The sequence below is a fragment of the Spirillospora sp. NPDC047279 genome, assembly GCF_040643285.1.
Taxonomy (GTDB): Bacteria; Actinomycetota; Actinomycetes; order Streptosporangiales; family Streptosporangiaceae; genus Spirillospora.
Genome location: NZ_JBEYUA010000016.1, coordinates 101,926 through 120,129, shown reverse-complemented (window position 1 = coordinate 120,129; position 18,204 = coordinate 101,926). Strand labels below are relative to the sequence as shown.

20 protein-coding genes are annotated in these 18,204 nt (G+C 71.2%); 15 read left to right on the top strand and 5 right to left on the bottom strand.

Annotated elements, in window-relative coordinates; all coding sequences use genetic code 11:
• Window positions 1-25: 25 nt before the first annotated feature.
• Both ABZ810_RS34920 and ABZ810_RS34915 read right to left on the bottom strand, forming a co-directional pair.
• Window positions 26-892: an SDR family NAD(P)-dependent oxidoreductase gene (locus ABZ810_RS34920; protein ID WP_358410562.1), complete on the bottom strand. Its 867-nt coding sequence runs from the start codon at window positions 890-892 to the stop codon at window positions 26-28.
• Window positions 889-1,671, bottom strand: a complete 783-nt coding sequence (locus ABZ810_RS34915) for an acetoacetate decarboxylase family protein (protein WP_358410560.1) — start codon at window positions 1,669-1,671, stop codon at window positions 889-891. Before ABZ810_RS34915 ends, ABZ810_RS34920 begins: the two co-directional genes overlap by 4 nt.
• 128 nt (window positions 1,672-1,799) lie before the next feature.
• On the opposite strand from ABZ810_RS34915, the gene ABZ810_RS34910 reads away from it, so the two are divergent.
• The gene (locus tag ABZ810_RS34910) at window positions 1,800-2,423 is read left to right on the top strand and encodes a TetR family transcriptional regulator (RefSeq protein ID WP_358410558.1); all 624 of its coding nucleotides are present in this window, start codon (window positions 1,800-1,802) and stop codon (window positions 2,421-2,423) included.
• A 16-nt stretch (window positions 2,424-2,439) separates the two neighbouring features.
• Here the strand turns inward: ABZ810_RS34910 and ABZ810_RS34905 are convergent, their stop codons facing one another.
• Complete coding sequence (locus tag ABZ810_RS34905) at window positions 2,440-2,661, bottom strand: DUF6158 family protein (protein ID WP_358410556.1); 222 nt, start codon at window positions 2,659-2,661, stop codon at window positions 2,440-2,442.
• Between the two features lie 128 nt (window positions 2,662-2,789).
• Here ABZ810_RS34905 and ABZ810_RS34900 point away from each other — a divergent pair, with 128 nt between their 5' ends.
• On the top strand, window positions 2,790-3,233 hold the full coding sequence (locus ABZ810_RS34900) for a 2,4'-dihydroxyacetophenone dioxygenase family protein (protein WP_358410554.1): 444 nt from the start codon (window positions 2,790-2,792) through the stop codon (window positions 3,231-3,233).
• On the top strand, window positions 3,230-4,402 hold the full coding sequence (locus ABZ810_RS34895) for a cytochrome P450 (RefSeq protein WP_358410552.1): 1,173 nt from the start codon (window positions 3,230-3,232) through the stop codon (window positions 4,400-4,402). Before ABZ810_RS34900 ends, ABZ810_RS34895 begins: the two co-directional genes overlap by 4 nt.
• 11 nt (window positions 4,403-4,413) lie before the next feature.
• Here the strand turns inward: ABZ810_RS34895 and ABZ810_RS34890 are convergent, their stop codons facing one another.
• Entirely contained in the window at window positions 4,414-5,904 is a 1,491-nt protein-coding gene (locus ABZ810_RS34890; protein ID WP_358410550.1) for a phosphatase PAP2 family protein, read from the bottom strand.
• A gap of 245 nt (window positions 5,905-6,149) precedes the next feature.
• Here ABZ810_RS34890 and ABZ810_RS34885 point away from each other — a divergent pair, with 245 nt between their 5' ends.
• From ABZ810_RS34885 to ABZ810_RS34850, 8 genes are all read left to right on the top strand, one after another.
• Window positions 6,150-7,124, top strand: a complete 975-nt coding sequence (locus ABZ810_RS34885; RefSeq protein WP_358410548.1) for an ABC transporter permease — start codon at window positions 6,150-6,152, stop codon at window positions 7,122-7,124.
• Window positions 7,125-7,146: 22 nt separating this feature from the next.
• The gene (locus ABZ810_RS34880; RefSeq protein WP_358410802.1) at window positions 7,147-7,935 is read left to right on the top strand and encodes an ABC transporter ATP-binding protein; all 789 of its coding nucleotides are present in this window, start codon (window positions 7,147-7,149) and stop codon (window positions 7,933-7,935) included.
• Window positions 7,936-8,071: 136 nt separating this feature from the next.
• Window positions 8,072-9,472: an extracellular solute-binding protein gene (locus ABZ810_RS34875; RefSeq protein ID WP_358410546.1), complete on the top strand. Its 1,401-nt coding sequence runs from the start codon at window positions 8,072-8,074 to the stop codon at window positions 9,470-9,472.
• Window positions 9,473-9,665: 193 nt separating this feature from the next.
• The gene (locus ABZ810_RS34870; protein WP_358410544.1) at window positions 9,666-10,745 is read left to right on the top strand and encodes an ABC transporter ATP-binding protein; all 1,080 of its coding nucleotides are present in this window, start codon (window positions 9,666-9,668) and stop codon (window positions 10,743-10,745) included.
• Window positions 10,742-11,704, top strand: a complete 963-nt coding sequence (locus tag ABZ810_RS34865) for a sugar ABC transporter permease (RefSeq protein WP_358410542.1) — start codon at window positions 10,742-10,744, stop codon at window positions 11,702-11,704. The genes ABZ810_RS34870 and ABZ810_RS34865 overlap by 4 nt, the downstream gene beginning before the upstream one ends.
• 46 nt (window positions 11,705-11,750) lie before the next feature.
• The gene (locus ABZ810_RS34860; protein WP_358410540.1) at window positions 11,751-12,665 is read left to right on the top strand and encodes a carbohydrate ABC transporter permease; all 915 of its coding nucleotides are present in this window, start codon (window positions 11,751-11,753) and stop codon (window positions 12,663-12,665) included.
• Window positions 12,666-12,735: 70 nt separating this feature from the next.
• On the top strand, window positions 12,736-13,251 hold the full coding sequence (locus ABZ810_RS34855; RefSeq protein ID WP_358410538.1) for a YbhB/YbcL family Raf kinase inhibitor-like protein: 516 nt from the start codon (window positions 12,736-12,738) through the stop codon (window positions 13,249-13,251).
• 32 nt (window positions 13,252-13,283) lie between these two features.
• Window positions 13,284-13,874, top strand: coding sequence for a TetR/AcrR family transcriptional regulator (locus ABZ810_RS34850; protein WP_358410536.1), 591 nt, complete (start codon window positions 13,284-13,286; stop codon window positions 13,872-13,874).
• 104 nt (window positions 13,875-13,978) lie between these two features.
• Here the strand turns inward: ABZ810_RS34850 and ABZ810_RS34845 are convergent, their stop codons facing one another.
• A complete protein-coding gene (locus ABZ810_RS34845) occupies window positions 13,979-15,295 on the bottom strand; it encodes a lysine 2,3-aminomutase (protein ID WP_358410534.1) in 1,317 nt (438 codons plus the stop codon).
• A gap of 314 nt (window positions 15,296-15,609) precedes the next feature.
• Between ABZ810_RS34845 and ABZ810_RS34840 the strand changes: the two genes are divergently transcribed.
• The 4 genes from ABZ810_RS34840 (at window position 15,610) to ABZ810_RS34825 (ending at window position 18,184) form a co-directional block, all read left to right on the top strand.
• The gene (locus ABZ810_RS34840; RefSeq protein WP_358410532.1) at window positions 15,610-16,338 is read left to right on the top strand and encodes a DUF998 domain-containing protein; all 729 of its coding nucleotides are present in this window, start codon (window positions 15,610-15,612) and stop codon (window positions 16,336-16,338) included.
• Window positions 16,335-17,216: an alpha/beta fold hydrolase gene (locus ABZ810_RS34835; protein ID WP_358410530.1), complete on the top strand. Its 882-nt coding sequence runs from the start codon at window positions 16,335-16,337 to the stop codon at window positions 17,214-17,216. The genes ABZ810_RS34840 and ABZ810_RS34835 overlap by 4 nt, the downstream gene beginning before the upstream one ends.
• A 56-nt stretch (window positions 17,217-17,272) precedes the next feature.
• Window positions 17,273-17,665, top strand: a complete 393-nt coding sequence (locus ABZ810_RS34830; protein ID WP_358410528.1) for a hypothetical protein — start codon at window positions 17,273-17,275, stop codon at window positions 17,663-17,665.
• A 105-nt stretch (window positions 17,666-17,770) separates the two neighbouring features.
• Complete coding sequence (locus ABZ810_RS34825; protein WP_358410526.1) at window positions 17,771-18,184, top strand: hypothetical protein; 414 nt, start codon at window positions 17,771-17,773, stop codon at window positions 18,182-18,184.
• Window positions 18,185-18,204 lie beyond the last annotated feature (20 nt).

The following is an 18,204-nucleotide window of genomic DNA, read 5'->3' as shown; positions in this document are numbered from 1 at the left end:
CCTCGGTGTCCCCTCGGCGTCTCCCCTATCGGCGGAGATAGCCGGGAGCGGATCGGCCGCGCATGGACGCGGCACGAGCGTCGATCATCGAGTCGGTGCGCTCGCTGGGCGGCAGGATCCAGAACCGCCCCTCGCGCACCCCGGCGACCACCTGCGCGGCGACCTCCTCGGCGGGCGTGAACGCGGGCTCCAGCCCGTGCGCCCGCATCGCCTCGGCGACCTCGTCGGCCGTCCGCGCCGGCGGGCCCGGCACGGTCCGCGCGAACCGCTCCGGCCGGTTGCGCTCGGCGGTGAAGATCCCGGTCCGCACCATGTGCGGGCCGGGGAAGAGCACGGAGACGTCCAGCGGGGTCCCGTCCAGCTGGCCGTAGAGGCATTCGGACAACGTGACGACGGCCGCCTTGGTCACCGCGTAGACGGCGGCCGACGGGATCGGCGCGACGCCTCCGTTGCCCGAGGCGGTGTTGACGATGTGGCCGTCCTCGCCCCCGGCGAGCATCCGCGGCACGAACGCCCGCAGCCCGTGCAGGACGCCGACCACGTTGACGTCGAGCCCCCAGCTCCAGTCGCCGATCTCCTGCTCCCAGAGGGGCGGCGCCGCGGCGGGCCCCACCCCGGCGTTGTTGCAGAGCAGGTGCACCGCGCCGTACGCCTCGTACACCCGCGCGGCCAGCGCCTCCATCGACTCCGCGGACGTGACGTCGGCCGGCACGCCGAGAGCGCCGAGCTCTGCGGCCGCCTTGGCCAGCGCGGTCTCCTCCACGTCGGCGAGCACCACCCGCATGCCCTCGGCGGCGAACGCCCGCCCCATCGCCAGCCCGATGCCGCCGGCGCCGCCGGTGACGACCGCGACCTTCCCGCGCAGCTCGCGCGGCGTCCCCGCCGGCCTCATGAGTCGAGCACCTGCATGGGGTCGTCGTAGCGCTGGTGGACGTACGGCATGACGGCGCCGGCGGGGACCCGCTCCACGATCCGGCCCTCCTGGACGGAGGTGCGCTCCCCCAGCGTGATCTCGACCAGCCGCCGGACCGGCAGGTCGGCCACCGGGTCCCACGGCGACTCGTTGAGGACGACCTCGCCGTCGACCCGCCACGACGCCCGGGTGCGCCCGCGGCGCGTGCAGTGCACGAGGGCCGCGTCGCCGTCCAGGCCGTCGCCGTCCGGCGCGGGCAGGAACTTGAAGTAGAAGTCGACGTTCTCGTGCGGTCCCGGCGGCGGCAGCTCGCCGGCGACGACGCCGCCCGCCAGCACGAACGAGACGCCGTGCCGGCTCAGGCCCGCGCTCACGTGGTCGCCGTCCCGCCGCACGACGACGTCGCCGAGCTTCTTGGGCTCGCCGAACACCTCCCGGCCGCCGACGAGCGCCCGTTCGGTCGTCATCGGCATGACCAGCGGATAGTCGCCCTCGACCGAGCCGTGCACGGCGCGCACGGCGACCGATCCGGCGCCCAGCTCGTGCCCGCCGGGCAGGTCGACCCGGCTGATCGTGGCGCGGACCAGCGGCCGTCCGGCCGGCCGGAGCGGCGGCGGCAGCACCTGCGCCAGGGCGTCGGGGTCGGTCTCCCAGACGGCGATGACGCCGGTCGACCAGATGTCGGGGATCCGGGCCCGCGCGGCGCGCGCGGCCTCGAGCTCCTCGGCGGTACGTGGACCGTAACGAACACGGGGCATTGGGGTGGCACCCCCTCGATGAGGTCTCTGTAACACCGTTACAGAGGCGTGATCCCGCGTCGACCCCCTCCGGCCGCATCCGGCCACCCGTCCCGGCCCGCGATCGCTCGGCGAGAATGTTGCCCCTGATGAACGGGCCACGGGTGACGAGGGAGACGGTGCTCGACGCGGCCATGGGGCTCGTCGAGGAGCACGGTCTCGAGGCGCTGTCGATGCGGCGGCTCGCCGCCGAGCTGGGGGTGGCGGTCACCGCCATCTACTGGCACGTGGGCAACCGCGAGGCGCTGATCGCCCAGCTCGTGGACCGGGTGCTGGCCGAACTCGGCGACGTGGCGCCGGCCGGGCACAGCCCGCGGCAGCGGATCATCGCGGTGGGCAAGGCGCTCCGGCGGACGATCCACGACCATCCGCACGTGATCGCCCTCGTCCACGAGCACGGGCGCGCGGCGCTGATGATGCTGCCCGCCGAGCGTGCGCTGGCGCGCGAGGTCGGCGCGGCGGGCCTGGGCGGCCGCAACGGCGCGCTGGTCGTGCGCGCCGTGCTGCATCACGTGGTCGGGTACGTGCTGCTGGAACGCGCGGTGCGCCGCGGTCCCGAGCAGCACCCCACCACGAGCGAGTTGTGGAAGGACGCGGACGAGACCGGGATCGAGCCCGGCCTCGCCCACGAGCTCGCCCGGCCGGTCGACGAGGACCGGCTGTTCGAGCTGTCCCTGCGTGCTCTGGTCGACGGTCTGCTGGGCGCGTCCTAGCGCGTCCTAGCGCGTCCTAGCGCGCGCGGGCGCCGGCGCGCAGCCGGCCGGGGTCGATCTCCCGGGCGGGGCGGCGGCGCACGTACTCCGCCTCCAGCAGGTTCATGCGCTTGGTGTGCTCGCCGAACGCCTGGAGGGCCGCGTGCCTGAGGGCATCGAGCCTGGTGTCGTACAGGTGCCCCAGCTCCCGCAGCAGATCCTCGTCGCTGAGCGCGTTCGGATCGACTCCCGTGGACATTGTCGCCCTCTCCATGAGACTGCCCCCCGTAGTGCCGCTCACCTCTCTACCCGGTCCACAGTCCGGCGAACCTGGGCGAACATGCACAAGTCTTGCGCCCGCCCGGTCCACCTACCTAGCGTTTGGTCATGACTGAGACGATCGGCCCGCTGGTCGGGTTCGTGCACGCCGATGACCTTCCGTGGGTGAACGCCGGGCCGGTGGGCCTGCAGGTGCTCCGGGTGTCGCCGGACACCTGGGTGGTCCGCAACCGTTTCAAGGCGCCCTTCCGGCTGCCCACGCACAAGCACACCGGGAGCGTGCACGCCTACACGTTCTCGGGGCGCTGGAAGTACGCCGAGTACGGCATCGACTACGTGGCGGGCACGTTCATCCACGAGCCGCCGGGCTCGATCCACACGCTGACGATCGAGGAGGACGCCGACATCCTCTTCATCATCGAGGGCGCGTTCATCGAGTACGACGACGAGGGCGGCATCAGCGGGATCGTGGACGGCGAGTCGACGCTCAACGCCTACCACGCCCTGTGCGACGCCGCCGGCATCCCGCGCCCCGACGGCATCCTGCCGTGATCCCCAAGGACTTCCCGGACGGCTCGTTCGGGGACGGTCACCCGGCGGAGCTGTACGCGCTCCTGCACGCGGAGCGGACGCCGGTGCGGCATCCGGAGCTGCCGCTGTGGGTGGTGGGCACGCACGCCGAGGTGCAGGCGGCCGTCAGCGACCCCGCGACCTACCGGTCGCGCGACGGCATCCTCATCCCCGAGATGGGCCACTCGTACGACGCGCCGCCGACGATCATGCACACCGATCCGCCGGACCACACGCGCTACCGCGGCCTGGTCGCCCCGGCGTTCCGGCCCTCGGTGCTGCGCGGGCTGGAGGGCGCGGTGCGGGAGCGGATCGACGCGCTCCTGGCGACGGTGCCGGACGGCGAGCCGTTCGACGTGGTCTCGCGGTTCGCCGTGCCGCTGCCGCTGCAGGTCATCTGCCTGCTGCTCGGCATCCCCGAGGCGGACTGGGAACGTTTCCACGCCTGGTCCGAGGCGATCGTGCCGGGCGCCGACCCGGATCTGACCGACGCCGAGCGCGACACCCTGCGGATCGAGTGCGGTACGTACCTGATCCAGGAGGCGCACGCCCGGCGGGCCGACCCGCGCGGCGACGTCATCTCGCAACTGGCCACCCTGGAGCTGGACGGCGACAAGCTCACCGACATGGAACTGGTCATGTTCCTGATCCAGCTGCTGGTCGCCGGGAACGAGACGACCCGGCACTCGCTGTCGGGCGGGCTGCTGGCGTTCGCCCGCGACCCCGGGCAGTGGGCGGAACCGGCGGACCTTCCCGCCGCGGTCGAGGAGATCCTCCGCTGGACCTCCCCCGTCGTCTACTTCCTCCGGACGGCCACCCGGGACGTCACGCTGGGCGGCGCCGGGATCGCCGCGGGCGAGAAGGTGATGCTGCTCTACGGGGCGGCCAACCGCGACCCGGCCGCGTTCGGGCCGGACGCGGGGCGCTTCGACGCGGGGCGCGGGCACGGCGCCGTCAATCTCGCCTTCGGCTTCGGACCGCACTTCTGCCTGGGCGCCGCACTGGCCCGGATGGAGATCAGGCTGGCGCTGGAGGCCCTGCGCGCCCGGTACGGGCGGATCGAGGTCGCCGGCGAGCCCGCGTACAACGGATCCTCCGTCGTCGCCGGGCTGCGCCGGTGCGAGCTCGCCTTCGGCCGGGGAGATGAATAGGAGGGGAATTCTCAGCGGGCCGGCCGCGGGCAGAAGACCGCCAGCGCGCCGGCCCGTTTGGTGAACCGGACCGCGCCGGCCACCTTCGACAGCTCGCCGTCGCGGGCCACCTGAAGCCGCCCGTTCAACGGGATCAGGTCCATCTCGCCGGAGTCCCACGACCGGTAACCGGGAGTGATGTGCAGGTGCCCGACCAGCACGGCCGCGAGGGCCCTGATCCGCGGCACCCGGCCGCCGGTCGTGATCATGCGGATGTCCAGCCGCCCGTCGTCCAGATGCTCCCGCCAGGTGGGCGCCGCGCCGCGTGACCCGTACATCCCGTTGCCGACGAACGCCATCCACACCCGCCGTTTGCGGCCGTCCACGACCATGTCGAGCGGCTCGGAGTGGCGCAGCGTGCGCGTCGCGGCCACCGCCAGCGCGGGCCATTTGCCCAGGCGGTCCTGGAGGCGTTCGCGCCGGTGGACCAGCTCGGCGTAGGCGCCGAAGCTCGCCGTGTTGAGGAAGATCAGCTCCTCGCCGCCGTCGCGCGATGTGATCGATCCCACATCGATCCGCGCCAGGCAGCCGTCCCTGTAGGCGGCGACCGCGTCGGCCGGCGTCTCGATGCCGAGCGCCCGGGCGAAGTGGTCGAACGTGCCGCCCGGGATGGGAAGCAGCGGGATGTCGTGCCGCAGCGCCGCGCGGGCCCCGGCGTTGATCGTGCCGTCGCCGCCGATGACGCCCAGCACCTCGGCCTTGGACGCCGCCTCCTCCAGCACCTTGTCGATGTCCTCGTCGGGGGCGACGCGGCGGATCTCCACCTTGGGGAACTCCCGCATCAGGACGGCGAGGTCCAGTTCGGTCCGCCCCGGCATCAGGGCGCGTCCGGACGGCCGCGACCCGCGGCCGGACTCCTGGGGCCGGCCCTGGTCACCGCCGCCGGCCTTGCCGTTGACCACCACGAACAGTCCCTGCCCTGCCTCGCTGACCGTCGAGGGGACCGGGACCGTCCGGGAGACCCGCGCCACCGGCGGCCGGGCGGGCCAGACCAGCCGCGTGCCGATCCCTGCCAGCGCGCCGATGCCCAGCCCCGCCAGCACGTCTCCCGGGTAGTGCGCGCCGGTGTAGACGCGGGCGAACGCCACCGCGGCGGCCGTGGCGGCGACCGGGACGGCGACCGACCGGGGCGCCTCCATCGCCACCCCGGCGGCGAACGCGGCGGCCGAGGCCGAATGGCCCGACGGGAACGCGTGCGAGGTGGGCAGCTTCCAGCGGATGCGGATCGGGGGGACCAGGTCGACGACCGGGCGTTTGCGCCGGAAGGCGTGCTTGCCGAGCAGGTTGACGGCCGGGCTGGCCACCGCGATCCCGACGGCGCCCCGCAGCGCCGCCCGCCGCAGGGTCGCCCGCCTGGTGAGCCCCATCCCGGCCGCGATCGTGAACCACAACACACCGTGGTCGGCGAACCGCGACAACCTCGGAAGCACGTACTCGAGTCCCGGCAGATGGGCAGCCGCCACCTGGTCGAACGCGAGTCTGTCGATCTTCGCCAGGCGGCGAAGGACCGTTCTGCCATGATCAACGCCCGGCACGGGCGGCGCCACCACTGTCACGATCAGGGCCCGCCGCTCTCGCCTCCCGCGATTTGCGTGCATGACGGGGGTATCCCCAGGGAACCCGACATGATTCCCCTAAGATCACAATGCGGGGGTCACATGTGGGCGAACGTCACTCACACAACGTGGACTGCAATAGGCTTCCCGGCATGAGTCACCCGGAAGGGCTCAGCTCCTCGGGTGGCGAGCCGGTCGGATCGATCGCGGAGTCTCCTCGAATGAACGGGCAGAGCACCGAGTCGCTGGCCGCCTTCGCCGCCCGCCACGGGCTGAAGCAGAGCGCGGCCCGCCCCCCGCTGCGCATGTACGTCCAGCAGGTCTGGCAACGGCGAACGTTCATCTGGAACTTCGCCTCCGCCAAGACCACCTCGATGTACACCAGCTCGCGCCTGGGGCAGCTCTGGCAGGTCCTCACGCCACTGCTGAACGTCGCGGTCTACTTCCTGATCTTCGGCCTGCTGCTGAACCAGAGCCGCGACGTCACCGACTACATCCCGTTCCTCATGACCGGGGTCTTCGTCTTCACCTTCACCCAGCGCTCGGTGACGGCCGGAGCCAAGTCGATCAATGGCAACCTGTCGCTGATCAGGGCGCTGCACTTCCCGCGCGCCTCGCTGCCGTTCGCGCACGTGATCGTCGAGCTCCAGCAGCTGCTGATCTCCATGGTGGTGCTGTTCACGCTGCTCTTCGCGTTCGGCGAACCGCCCTCGTTCTTCATGCTGCTGATCGTGCCGACGCTGATGCTGCAGATGTGCTTCAACATGGGCCTCAGCCTGGTGCTGGCGCGGATCGGCGCGTTCACCCCCGACGTCCAGCAGCTGCTGCCGTTCGTCCTGCGCACCTGGCTGTACGCGTCCGGGGTCATCTTCGCGATCCCGGCGATCGCCCAGGAGCGCCTCAAGGACCACCCCTGGCTGGTCGAGCTCCTGAAGGCCAATCCGGGGTCGGTCTACGTCGAGCTCGCGCGCACCTCGCTGATCGAGTCCTACCGCACCAAGGACCTGCCGAAGTGGGGATGGGCCGACACGCATCTGTGGTGGTACGCGGTCGCGTGGGCCGTGATCGCTCTCGTCGGGGGATTCTGGTACTTCCACCGCGCGGAGGAGAGGTACGGGCGTGGCTAAGGCGCTCAAGGAGAAGACCCCGGTGTCCGAGTCACAGCCCGCGGTGTCGATCGATCCCGCGCGGGAGCCGATCGTGGTCGTCGACGACCTCCACATCATCTACCGCGTCTACGGCTCCGGCGGCGGCCGGGGCAACGCCGCGACCGCGCTGATGCGCGTCGTCAAGCGGGAGAACCGGCCGCAGATGAAAGAGATCCACGCCGTCCGCGGCGTCTCCTTCATCGCCTACCGCGGCGACGCCATCGGCGTCGTCGGCACCAACGGCTCCGGCAAGTCGACCCTGCTCAAGGCCATCGCGGGCCTGCTGCCGCCGGCCGGGGGCGGCGTCTACACCGACGGCCAGCCGTCCCTGCTGGGCGTCAACGCGGCGCTGATGCGCGACCTGACCGGTTCCCGCAACATCGTGCTGGGCTGCCTGGCCATGGGCCTCACGCCCGAGGAGACCAAGAAGAAGTACGACGAGATCGTCAAGTTCGCCGATCTCAAGCCGGGCTTCATCGACTACCCGATGTCGACGTACTCCTCCGGCATGGGCGCCCGGTTGCGGTTCGCGATCGCCGCGGCCCGCACCCACGACGTGATGCTCATCGACGAGGCCCTCGCCACCGGCGACGCCAAGTTCAAGCGGCGCAGCAAGGCCAAGATCGACGAGCTGCGGGAGGACGCCGGCGCGGTCTTCCTCGTCGCCCACAACCTCGACGTGATCGAGGAGACCTGCAACCGGGTCATCTGGCTCGACGAGGGCCGCATCAAGATGGACGGCGACCCCAAGGAAGTCCTCAAGGCCTACACCGACGCCACCGGGAAGTAGCTGCCCCTGGGGCCCGTGAGGCCCTTGCGACGCGAGTGGCCACGGTTACATAGAGTTACCCGTTCGCCTCTGGATGAGACGCCCTTGCCGATCTAACTTCGAAGGGAAGACCTTCAGCGGCGAGGGAGACTCCCCCATGTCCGAGCAGCTGAGCAGACGCGGCTTCCTGCAATCCACGGCGCTGGCCATGGGAGCCGCGGGCATTGCGACGGGATGCGCGAGCGAGAGCAGCGGCCCCCAGGCGAAGAACACCGGCCAGGCACCGAAGGAGGTCTTCACCGCTCCCACCCGGAAACTGGGCGGCTCGCTCAGCATCCTCATGTGGAGCCACTTCGTGCCGCGGCACGACAAGTGGTTCGACAAGTTCGTGGCCGACTGGGGCAAGCAGGTCGGCGTGTCCGTCCGGGTCGACCACATCAACACCGTCGACGTGCCGCGCCGCGCCGCCTCGGAGATCCAGGCCAGGCAGGGCCACGACGTCATCCAGCACATCGCGCCGTTCTCCCAGTACGAGCCGGCCGTGCTCGACATGACCGACCTGGTGCAGGAGGCCACCCGGCGGTGGGGCCCGCAGCTGGAGTTGTGCCGCAAGTCCAGCTACAACCCCAACACCAAGCGCTTCTACTGCTACACCCCCGGCTGGTCTCCCGACCCCGGCGACTACCGCAAGTCGATGTGGGAGAAGGTCGGGCTGCCCAACGGGCCGGGCAGCTGGGACGAGCTGCTGCGCGGCGCGTCGGAGATCAAGCGCACCACGGGCGTGCCGTGCGGCATCGGCCTGTCCCCCGAGACCGACTCCAACATGGCGGCGCGGGCGCTGCTGTGGTCGTACGGGGCGTCCGAGCAGGACCAGAACGAGAAGGTCGTGATCAACTCCGACGCCACGGTCGCGGCCGTCGACTTCATGACCCGGCTGTTCAAGCAGGCCGAGACCAACGAGGTCTTCTCCTGGGTGCCCGCCTCCAACAACCAGGCGCTGATCGCCGGCAAGTCGTCCTACATCCTCAACTCGATCTCGGCCTGGCGCACCGCGATGGGCACCAACCCCAAGATCGGTGACGACATCTTCTTCGTCCCGGCCCTGCGCGGCCCGCGCGCGGCGATGGCCGCCCAGCACGTCATCCAGCAGTGGATCGTCCCCAAGCACGCGAAGAACGCCGACGCGGCCAAGGAGTTCCTGCTGCACTACACCGCCAACTTCCCCGCGGTGACCTACAACTCCGAGCTCTACGACCTGCCCGGCTGGCCGTCGCTCGTCCCGCAGCTGAACGGCTGGCTCGACAACGACCCGTTCGGCGCCAAGCCCGCCAACAAGCTCTCCCTGCTCAAGACCGCCACGTCCTGGAGCGCCAACATCGGCTACCCCGGCCCGTCCAACCCGGCGATCGGCGAGATCTTCAACACCAACGTCCTGCCGACCATGTTCGGCCGCGCCGCGCGCGGCCAGGTCAGCGCCAAGGAGGCGGTCGCCGAGGCCGACCGGCAGATCAACGCGATCTTCAAGAACTGGCGCGCGAGAGGCCTCGTAGGTGGCTGACCGCCAGCCTGCGACCGGAGCGACGAGGGAAGCCGCCGCGAAAGGCGGCCGGCCGCGAGCGAGCGGAGCGAGCCAATGAACACCGCGGGCGGCCGCGCGGTGGCTGGACTGAGGAGCGCAGGGAGCCTGCGACCGGAGCGACGAGGGAAGCCGCCGCGAAAGGCGGCCGGCCGCGAGCGAGCGGAGCGAGCCAATGAACACTGTCGAGGTTCGGGATCTGGTGAAGACGTTCGACGGGCATCTGCGGCGGCGCGGGCGCAAGGGCGACGAGGTGCACGCCCTGGCGGGGGTCGACCTGGCCGCCGAGCCGGGTGAGTACCTCGTGCTGCTCGGTCCGTCCGGGTGCGGCAAGACGACGTTGCTGCGCACGATCGCGGGGCTGGAGCAGCCGACCGAGGGCGAGGTCCTGATCGGCGGGCACGTGGTCAACGGGCTGCCGCCGCGCATCCGGCAGGTCGCGATGGTGTTCCAGTCGTACGCGCTCTACCCGCACAAGTCGGTGCTCGACAACATCGTCTTCCCGCTGAAGGCGGAGAAGATGCCGCGCGCCCCGCGCGAGCGCAAGGCCAAGGACGCGGCGTCCAGGCTCGGCATCGAGCCGCTGCTGGGGCGCAAGCCGCGGCAGTTGTCGGGCGGCGAGCGGCAGCGGGTGGCACTGGCGCGGGCGCTCGTCCGCGACCCGGCGGTGTTCCTGCTGGACGAGCCGCTGTCCAACCTGGACGCCAAGCTGCGCGCGACGGCGCGCGACGAGCTCAAGCGGTTCCAGGAGCAGATCGGGACCACCACCATCTACGTCACCCACGACCAGGCCGAGGCGATGGGCCTGGGCGACCGGATCGCGGTCCTGGAGAAGGGCCGGGTGCGGCAGGTCGGGACGCCGGTCGAGGTCTACGACGACCCGGCCGACACGTTCGTCGCGACCTTCATCGGGTCGCCGCCGATGAACCTCGTGCAGCGCGCCGACCGGCTGGTCGGGTTCCGGCCCGAGCACCTGCTCCCCGCCGAGAACGTGCCGTACGACGCGCGCGTCACGATGCCGTTGCGGATCGAGCGCATGGAGTACCTCTCCGGCGACCGGCACGTGTACGGGACGGTGACGGGCATCGGCGCCGAGACCCGGGTGATCGCGCGGCTGCCCGCGACCGTCACCACGCCGCTGGCCGCGGGCGAGACGCACGACTTCGCGGTGGTGGCGGGACGGCTGCGGTTCTTCGACGCGGAGCAGGGCGGCCGCACCTCGGCCGTCCGCATCGGCGACGGGGGCGGCCCGTGACGCACGCGCGGCTGCGGCGCGGCGGCCGGACCACGAAGGCGCCCGACGGGGAGCGGCCCCCGGCGCGGGCGGCCAAGCCCGGGCTCGCCGACCGGGAGGGCTTCCTGGCCTGGGCGATGTTGCTGCCGTCGGTGATCTACATCATCGCGCTCGTCGGGGTGCCGTTCGTGCTGGCGATCGCGTTCGCGTTCTCGGACGTGACGACCGGCGACCCGTCCTTCGACTTCGTCGGGTTCCACAACTTCGACGCCGTCTTCGACGACCGGGTGTTCTGGCGGTCGCTGGTCAACACGCTGGTGTTCACCGCGATCTCGATGGTGTTCATCGTGCTGCTCGGCAAGGTGCTGGCCAACATCCTGATCGCCGACTTCCACGGCAAGTGGTTCGTGCGCTTCCTGGTGCTGCTGCCGTGGACGACCCCGGTGGCGCTGTCGACGATCTCGTGGTTGTGGTTCCTCGACTCGATCTACTCGCCGGTCGACTGGGTCCTGCGGCAGATCGGCGTGCTCGACACCAACGTGGTGTGGCTGGGCCGCCCGTCCACCGCCATGATCTCCGTCATCGCGGTGCAGGTGTGGCGGCTGACCCCGCTGGCCGCGGTGATCGTCATGGCCGGGCTGGTCGCCATCCCGAACGACATCCAGGAGGCCGCGCGCATCGACGGCGCGGGCTACTGGCGGCGCATGTTCGAGGTGACGATCCCGCTGACGCTGCCGGTCATCGCGGTCGCGGGGCTGTTCGGCGCCATCATGACGTTCACCGACATGACCGTGTCGTACGTGCTGACGCGCGGCGGCCCGACGCACTCGACCGACGTGCTGGCGTCCTGGGCCTACTTCCGCGGCATCGAGGGCGGCGACGTCGGCCAGGGCGCGGCGATCGCGCTGTTCCTCTTCCCGATCCTGCTCGCGGGCGCGGTCGCGATCCTGCGCGCCGTACGACGGCTGGAGTCCCAGTGAACCGGAGACGCGGTGGACCTGGAGTCGCAGTGACCCTGGAGTCGCGATGAGCACGGGCCTGATCACCAACGGGGCGCAGCGGCAGGCGGCGCGCGAGGTGGCGCGGCTGCGGCGGCGCTACGCGATCCGGCACGTGCTCGCGCGGTGCGGGGTGTACGGGGCGGCGCTCGTGGCGGCCCTGGTGTGCGCCCTGCCGTTCCTGTGGAGCGCCGTCAGCGCCTTCAAGCAGAACCGCGACCTCTACAACCCCGAGAGCAGCCCGTTCCTGTTCAACGAGCCCGCGACGCCCGACCATGTGACGTTCCTGCTCACCGACACGCCGTTCCTCACGTTCGTGGTCAACACGCTGCTGGTCGGCGCGCTGGTGGTCGTCCTCACGCTGGTGCTGGCGCTGCCCGCCGCCTACTCCCTGGCGCGGCTCAACCGGCCGTGGGGCACCCCGATGGGCATCGCGATCTTCCTGGTCTACCTGGTGCCGCCGTCGCTGCTCTTCCTGTCCCTGACCCGCGTGGTGGTCGCGCTGGGCCTGGACGACACGATCTGGTCGATGGTCGTGGTCTATCCGACGATCACCGTGCCGGTGTCGGTGTGGCTGCTGATCGGCTTCCTGAAGGCGGTGCCCAAGGACGTCGAGGAGCAGGCGATGGTCGACGGCTACAGCCGCCTCGGCGCGTTCGGCCGGGCCGTCCTGCCGCTGGTCTTCCCCGGCATCGTCGCGGTGGTCGTCTTCAGCTTCACGCTGACCGCGAGCGAGTTCGTCTACGCGCTGGCGTTCGTGTCGGCGAGCCCGGAGATGGTCGTCAGCACCGGCGTGCCCACCCAGCTGATCCGCGGCGACGTCTTCTTCTGGCAGTCGCTCCAGGCCGCGACCGTGATCATGGCGGTGCCGATCGCGTTCGTGTTCAACCTCTTCCTCGACCGCTTCGTGACCGGATTCACCATGGGAGCCGTGAAAACCTGAGCCTGATAGGTATGGGCATGAGACAAGAACGTCTTCCGAGACGAACGTTCCCCATGACGAGGAGGTCGCCATGCCCGCGCCGCTTCCGCACGAGCACCTGCCCCAGGTCCCGTCGTTCACCGTCGAGAGCGACGACGTGACCGAAGGCCGGCAGCTGAGCGACAAGCACGTGTTCGACGACTGGGGCTTCAGTGGCGGGAACCTCTCGCCGCAGCTGCGCTGGTCGGGCTTCCCCGCGGAGACCAAGAGCTTCGCGGTGACGTGCTACGACCCGGACGCGCCGACCGGCAGCGGTTTCTGGCACTGGGTGCTGTTCGACGTCCCGGCCGACGTGACCGAGCTGCCCACCGGCGCCGGCGCCGAGGACGGCAAGATCGGCGTGCAGGCGCGCAACGACTACGGCGTCAAGGCCTTCGGCGGCAGCGCGCCCCCGCCCGGCGCCCCGCACCGCTACGTCTTCACGGTGCACGCGCTGGACGTCGAAACGCTCGGCATCGACTCGAACGTCTCCCCCGCCGTCGCGGGTTTCAACATCACCGCGCACACGCTCGCGCGCGCGTCGATCGTGCCCGTCTACGGCCACTGATTCCGGAACCGCCGGGTTCGTATGATGGGGACGTGGCCAGACATCGGTCCCCGTCGCGCACCGGGCGACCTCGGGAGGCCCGGGTGGACGAGGCCATCACCTCGGCCACCCGGGAGCTCCTCGCCGAGGCCGGCCACCACGGGCTGACCATGGACGCGGTGGCCCGCCGGGCCGGCATCGGCAAGGCGGCGATCTACCGGCGGTACGCCACCAAGCAGGAGATGGTCCTCGCGGCGGCCGTCGAGGGGACGGTGCCGGCGACGCCCGACACCGGTTCGCTGCTCGGCGACCTGACCGTCCTCGCCGAGACGGTCGTCGCCCGGCTCTCCCATCCGGCGGCCTCCAACGGCCTGCTCGGCCTGCTCGGCGAGCTGGGCACCGACGCCGCGCTGGCCGGCCGCTTCGCCGAGCTCCTCATCGAGCCGGAACGTGCCGGCGACGAGCTCGTCCTCCGGCGGGCCGTCGACCGCGGCGAGCTGGCCGCCATGCCCGACGTGGAGCTGTTCCACGCCGTGTTCGGCGGCGCGGTGCTGTCCTGGATCTTCGTCTCCCGGCTCGACCCGGCCGACCTCCCCGCCCGCCTGGCCCGCTTCACCTGCGCGGCCCTGCGCGCCGAGCGGTGAGAACGGCCGCGCGCCGAGCGGTGAGAACGGCCGCGGCGGGCCGCTCGTGCGGGGTCGCACGAACGGCCCGCCGCGTGGAACGAGCCGGATGAGGCCTGCTGGGATCAGGACTCGAACGGGAACCGGTCGGCGAAGGCGGGCTTGAGGTCGTCCAGCCAGACCGCGTCCGGGTCGTACTTGGCGAAGAACGGCGTGCCGACCAGGTCGGCGTTCCGCGCCTGGATGAAGTGCAGCGCGAAGACCTTCTCGCCCATCAGGTCGAGCACGCCGTCGACGCACACCTTGCCCGGGGTCGCCGACATGGACGGTCCCCGGACCGTCCGGGAGAGCCCGGCGACGTTCTGGTAGGCGTCCCGGTAGATCTCGTACGCGCGGGCCAGCGGCACCGCGAAGTAGTCCTGCGGGCCCGTGTCGCGCTCCACGAAGAAGTAGTAGGGGATCATCCCCATCCGGGTCTGGGTGCGCCACATCGACTCCCAGACCTTCGGGTCGTCGTTGATCGTGCGGATCAGCGGCGCCTGGGTGCGGATGACCGCGCCGGTGTCGCGGATCCGGCGGACCGCCTCGGTGACGACCAGCGGCTCCAGCTCCCGCGGGTGCGTGAAGTGCGCCATGAAGGCCAGGTTCTTGCCCGACTCCACGACCTGCTCGAAGAGCCGGAGCATGTCGTCGGCGTCCGGGTCGGTGACGAACTTCTGCGGCCAGTAGGCCAGCGACTTGGTGCCGATGCGGATCGACTCGAGCTGCTCCAGGTCGAGCAGCGGCTCGACGTAGCGGCGCAGGACGGGCTCACCCATGATCATGGCGTCGCCGCCGGTGAACAGGACGCTGGTCACCTCGGGGTGGGCGAGCACGTAGTCGCGCAGCTGCTGGGTGTCGTCCCCGGCCATCTTGAGGTCGGCCTCGCCGACGAACTGCGCCCAGCGGAAGCAGTACGTGCAGTACGCGTGACAGGTCTGCCCCTGCTTGGGGAAGTACAGGATCGTCTCGTCGTACTTGTGCTGGAGGCCGGGGATCTTGCCGTCGCCGAAGCTCGGGATGTTGAGCTCCATCTGCCCGGCCGGATGGGGGTTGAGCTTCATCCGGACGGCGTGCGCGGCCGCCTCGACCTCGGCCTTGGGGGCCTCCTTCCGGAGCAGGTCCGAGAGGTGTGCGACGTCTTCGGCGGGGAGCATGTCCGCCATCGGGAAGACCAGACGGTAGATCGGGTCATCGGGTGCCGCCGACCAGTCGATGAGCTCGTCTAGCACGTACTGGTTGGTCCGAAACGGGAGGACCGTCGCCACCGCCCGGGTCGCGAGCTGCTGTTCGGGCGACAGCCCCGCGCGAGCGGTGAGCTCGTCGAGGTGCTTCGCCGTGAAGGCGCGGAACTTGCGACCCGTGGATCGCACTGCGGGAGCCGCGTCGTTCACCAGTGTCACGTGTTGGTACTCCTTGAAAGTCAGCGGGGGACACGCGCGCCCGGAAGCGCGTCGGTCACGGACAGTGATCAATGAGCCCCGGGCCACCCCCATTGAAGCGTTTGATCCCTCGTCATGCCGAATAGATACCCCCTCAAGGGTACAAAGAAGCAGGTCAAGCCCAAGCCAGACAAAGTACCTAACTTCGGATACCTGACACCCACGCATGTACAACGACTACGGCATGTGAAAGTGGCGCCCCAGTGACCTCCATATGCTGACTACCGAAATACTGGCCGGGGACGCCGGGGAGCCGCACGGGCGAGGGGGGCGATGTGCAGCCAGAGCCGCGCGAGGACGCGCCGGGCTTGGCGCCGGGCTTCGCCGTGGCCCTCGCCGCCATCGCCGGAATCACGTACTCGACATTCCTTCTGGAGCACTTCCTCAGCCCCGATCTGGACGTCATCAATGGCTACGTGAGCGAACTCTCAGCCGTTGACCAGCCCTTTCACCAGATTTACAGCGCCGGGGACTTCGTCACCGGAGTGTTGTCGATCGTGGTGGCGGTCACCTGCCTGCTGACGTTGCGGCGGCGGCCCTGGTCGGCGCTCGGCTGGAGCTTCCTCGGCCTCTTCGGGGTGTGCGCCATCGGCGACGCGGTGTTCCCGCTGGACTGCGCGCCCAGCCTGGAGACGTGGTGCGCGCTCCGGGAACGTTCGGAGAACGTCTCGTTCTCGCACCAGTTCCACGCCGTCACCAGCAGCATGGTGATCGTGTTCGGGGTGTCCGCGCTGCTGACCCTGTCGATCGCGGCCCGGCGGTACGGCTGGTGGCCCGTGCTGGCCCGGTGGGGCTGGCGGCTGGCGGTCGCGGAGACCGCGTTCGCCCTCAGCACCGTGCTGGCGATGTTGCTCGGGCAGTGGCTCGGCATCATCCAGCGTGTCCAGATCAGCGTCCTGGTGCTGGGGCTCTTCACCATCGCCTGGGCCCTGCACGACGACCGGCGGCGGGCCCGGCGGGACGCGCCGCACGACCGTTCCGATCACGAGAGGACGCCGCTGTGACGCCGCGGATCACCCTGGAGAACGTCGCCGGCGAGCAGGTCCACGTGGTCGGGGACGGCCCGGCCGGCGGGCCTCCCGTGCTGCTGAGCAGCGGGCTCGGCGGGGCCTGGTTCGACTGGCTGCCGACCGTCGGGCTGCTGGCCGAGCGGCACCGCGTGCTCAACTTCGACCGGCCCGGACTCGGGCTGAGCCCGCTCGGCGGGGCCGCGCCCAGCCTGCGCCGGGAGGTGCGGATCCTCGCCGGGCTCGCCGAGATCGCCGCCGAGCGCGCGGGCCGGCCCGGGACGCCGGTCACCGTGGTGGCCCACTCGATGGCGGGATTCCACGCCGAGGCGCTGGCGCGGCTGCACCCGGAGCTGGTCCGGGCGCTGGTGCTGGTCGACCCCAGCTGCGAACCAGACCCGCACGCCCCCGTACGCCTGGCGGGCCTGCTCGACCCGGCGGCCAAGGGCCTGGGCGCCGCGCTGGGCTTCACCCGGCTGTCCAAGCTCGTCGGCCCGCTCGGACGGCGGCTGGTCATGCGCCACACCAGCGACCGGGACGAGCCGGTGCCGGACGAGGTCGTGCGGTCGGTGTACGGGCGCGGCACGGTCCTCGGCGCGGTGCTCAGCGAGCAGTTCGCCTACGGCGAGATGGCCGTCGACCTCGTGCGGCTGCGCGAGCGGCGGCCGTTCCCGGCGATCCCCCTGGTCGTGCTGACCGCGCTGGCCGACGCCGGCAGGTCAGCCGAGGCCAGGACGCGCTGGCGCGAAGGTCACCGGCGGCTCGCCGAGATGAGCCCGCACGGCCGCCACGTGGTGCTGGCGGACGCCCGGCACATGCTCCAGCTCGACCGCCCCGAGGTCGTCGCCGACGCCGTCGCCGAGGTCGCCGGGTGAGCCGGCGGGGCCGCCGGGGCCGCCGGGGCCGCCGGGCGGATCGCCGAGGTCTCCGGGTGAGGGTTCTGCGCGCCGGGCTCCTCGCGCTGCTGCTGACCACCGGGCTGAGCGGCTGCGACCTGATGCAGCGGATCTCCGAGGGCGCGTACCGCAACGCCGTCACCGACGGCACGATCGCCGAGCTCGACGAGCGCGGCGTCACCCTGGCCGGCCGCCCGTCCTGCGAGCTGGCGGACACCGGGTCGGAGGCGGTCGTCAGGATCGGCTGCACCGCGCGGACGACCACCGGCGCCGCCGTCGTGGTGACCGGCCGGGCACTCCAGGCCGACACCGAGCACCCGCGCGAGACGTACGTGATCACCGTCGGCGGCACGCCCGTGGTCGACCAGGACTGCCTCGGCCTCGGCTGCCGGTCACCGCGGGATGCCCCGGCACCGACCTCCTCGTGACGGTCCGCCCCGCATCACCGTGATCGGGCAACGATTTCCCCCGATCCGTGGAAAACCCGCCCGGCGGGGCGCGTACGCACCCCCGGCGGCGGTGACGCTACACGCGTGAACGCCGCTGTGAAGAAAACCCGCGCGAAGGCCATCGTCCTCGGCGCCGTCGGCCTCCTCGTGGCCGGCGCGGGCGCCGCCGTCCTGTACGTCACGGTCATCCATGGCAAGGACCTCCGCTACGCGACGCAGGCGGAGCTGCGGAACTCGATGCAGACCACCGCAGGCTCCGAACTCCGCACCCGGGGCGTCGCCCTGGGCACCGCGCTGAACTGCAAGGACATGAACGGCTGGACCAAGACCAAGATGCGGGTCGCCTGCACGGGCACCACCGCCGACAAGAAGGACGTCCAGGTCTTCGCCTCCGGCGAGGACAGGAGCCAGGAGCAGTACTACACGATCCTGGTGGACGGCCGGCCGGTCGTGCAGAACGCCGGCTGCCTGGGCACGGACTGCCAGAAGAAGGACTGAGCCGCCGTCCGGCGTCGGCT